General features: G+C 31.0%; 1 protein-coding gene and 1 pseudogene. Both read left to right on the top strand.

Annotated features, from left to right (window positions below):
- Nucleotides 1-198: 198 nt before the first annotated feature.
- The gene (locus tag J0M08_14270) at nucleotides 199-375 is read left to right on the top strand and encodes a hypothetical protein (GenBank protein ID MBN8704222.1); all 177 of its coding nucleotides are present in this window, start codon (nucleotides 199-201) and stop codon (nucleotides 373-375) included.
- Nucleotides 376-498: 123 nt separating this feature from the next.
- A pseudogene (locus tag J0M08_14275) lies at nucleotides 499-891 on the top strand (hypothetical protein).
- Nucleotides 892-2,604 lie beyond the last annotated feature (1,713 nt).

Below are 2,604 nucleotides of genomic sequence, written 5' to 3' on the forward strand. Positions count from 1 at the left end.
ATATTCGACTAATTTTAGTAAGCATGCAAATATTTTAAGTGGGTCACTTCGATGATCAACAACGACACCAACATATTTGAAGAAGCCAAAAAGAATAACTATTTTCTAAATAATGGAAAACTAGCAAAGTGGTGGCATGGGCATGGTGCATTTTTAGATTACTTTAATCCTAAAGCAGTCTAATGGTGGCACAAGCTCATGGATAAAGTTATTGATATTGGAATCGATGGTTGGAAATGCGATGGAACAGACCCTATTACATTTTTATTGAACCCTTGGCCGTACTCACCCCACGCCAAAAGATTTATTTTTGGTCACGAATACGGGCACAGATATTATGGGGATTTTTACAATTACACAAAATCCAAAAATTAGCATGCATTAATTATGGCTCGACCAACTGATTCATTTAAAACATACGCTTCATGGAACTATGCTCCTCACTATGTCATGTTTTCTGGATGGGTTGGTGATCAGGATTCCAGTGCATAGGGACTCAAGAAAGCCATGTATAACGTCGTCAAAAGTGCCTGGAATGGCTACCTTAACTTTGGATTCGATATTGGCGGATACAGAGGCCAAAACATATCAAAGAATATATTTCTTAGATGGGTTCAAGTGGGAGCATTACTGCCTTTTATGGAAAATGGAGGTAATGGTAAACATCAACCCTGGCTATTCGATAACGAGACAGTCAACATTTACAGGAAATTTGTAAATCTGCATTATCAACTAAAACCGACATTTTTAAGCTGTGCAAGCGAAAAGTATCCTCAAAAAAAATCTGTAATAACACCTTTGGCAAAAAGAATAAAACAAGATACTGTTAGACTTCCTTCCACATATAATTATTTATTATGTGATAATTTACTGGTTTCACCAATTTTCTAATAAAACGGCCAAGCTTAAGTTATTTTCCCGTAGGGCTCAAATTGGATATACTATTTCAATACCGACAGAGTTTTTAGTGGAGGATCAAGAGGGTTCTTTACTTTTAATGTTGATGAAACAGCATTATTCATGAGGACCAATTCAGTAATTGTTTTACAAGATTAAATTAAAGTAGTTGCTATTGAGCCGAATCAACAAATTAACAAGACTTTCATATATGGGCAATACAGTGACTAATTCTATCTCAGTTATCAAGATAAAATGTTAACTTTAAGTTTAAATCGATTTTATAAAAGCGAATACAGCGGAAGAATAGATCATTAAGCTACAATCTAGCTTATAGGGTTCAATATCAATGATAAAGAGAAGCTTGCAGCCAACTAATAACCAGATATAATTAAAATTAAAACTAATGGGGAGACTATCAGTATACTTAACGTTTAATTAGCCACCAAACGGCAAGGGTTATTTTCAAAAGTAGTTTAAATATGATTAAATGTTTTAAATCTCAATATTATTTTTGTACTATAAGATTAAATTATGACTTTATTAAATTTGAAATATTATTATTTTATTAGAGATCTTAATGAGTTAAGAAAGTAAACACAGTGCAGCCATTAAATAGATGGTCAATTTCTTTTAGAGTCTTATGAAATAGCATCAAGCACAAGATGACCTCGGTTACTCGGAGTATATTTTTTATTATGTAAGAATGATACCACTCCTTGCTGAAAGTTATTTTGATGGGGAAATCAAGGAAGATTAAAAAGTTTATTAATATCTTGGCCCTGTTTAAAACGAGGACATTAAAGTCAAAATTTTGAATAAACTCAAATAAGTAAAAGTAAGTCTATTTGTTATTGAAGCAAAAATAGTAAAAAAAAAGACAAGCTGCCAAAGCTGAGAAAATTAAATAACCACCCAAAGAAAAACCCAAAGAGAAGGAAAAAATTTTTGATCGAATTTAGCCAGCACCTCCTAAAAATAATGAGGCCCCTAAAAAGAAAGTTAAACATGAAAAAAATTAAATGTAAATCTAGTAAAATAAAAAATAAAAACGTCATATAGAGTAAGAACAAATCGAAGGAGAAGTTCATGACCTTGAACATAAAGAGGGATTAAAAAAATAATTATAGAAACAAGGTAAACAAAAATGCAAATTTTTCCCTTACTGCAAAAATTAATAAACTTGCTAATACTTCCATCCAACATAAAAAGTAATAAAAATTAGAGGGCCATCTAAGGAAATAAAAAAAAATACCACCTGAGCTTTCACACATAAAAAAAATAATAAAAAAATTATATAAAAAATAAATTATTATGAAAGTGTGTCTGTTTCTAAAGGTGAAAAAATAAAATAAAATAAAATTATTTCTTTAGATGGTTTGAATTTAATAAAAATTAGCTTAGTTAGTGTTCCTACTTCCCAAATTGCAGACATGGAGATAACTGTCTTTATATTCACGAGGCTTGCAGATTCAAGTAGAAATGCAGTAAACCAGGCTGCCCTTATGTCCATCCATTTAAAAGTATATTTGGATTATAATATAGAAAATAACAACATATTTGAATAAGTGATAAAAAGCTACCTTCAAACTCAAAATAATCCATTCAAGGGGAAAAAGAAGCCGATGAGAAATCCTAATATGGGGAATCCACAAGGGAAAGGAGAAGAAAAATGATTAGTGATAATTTAGGATGATATTGCAAAAT

This window comes from Bacteroidota bacterium, from assembly GCA_017303975.1.
GTDB lineage: Bacteria > Bacteroidota > Bacteroidia > JAFLBG01 > JAFLBG01 > JAFLBG01.

What these genes read in the sequence shown, in the direction of transcription:
- J0M08_14270 (MBN8704222.1), top strand. Translation starts at nt 199, where the DNA reads ATGGATAAAGTTATTGATATTGGAATCGATGGTTGGAAATGCGATGGA.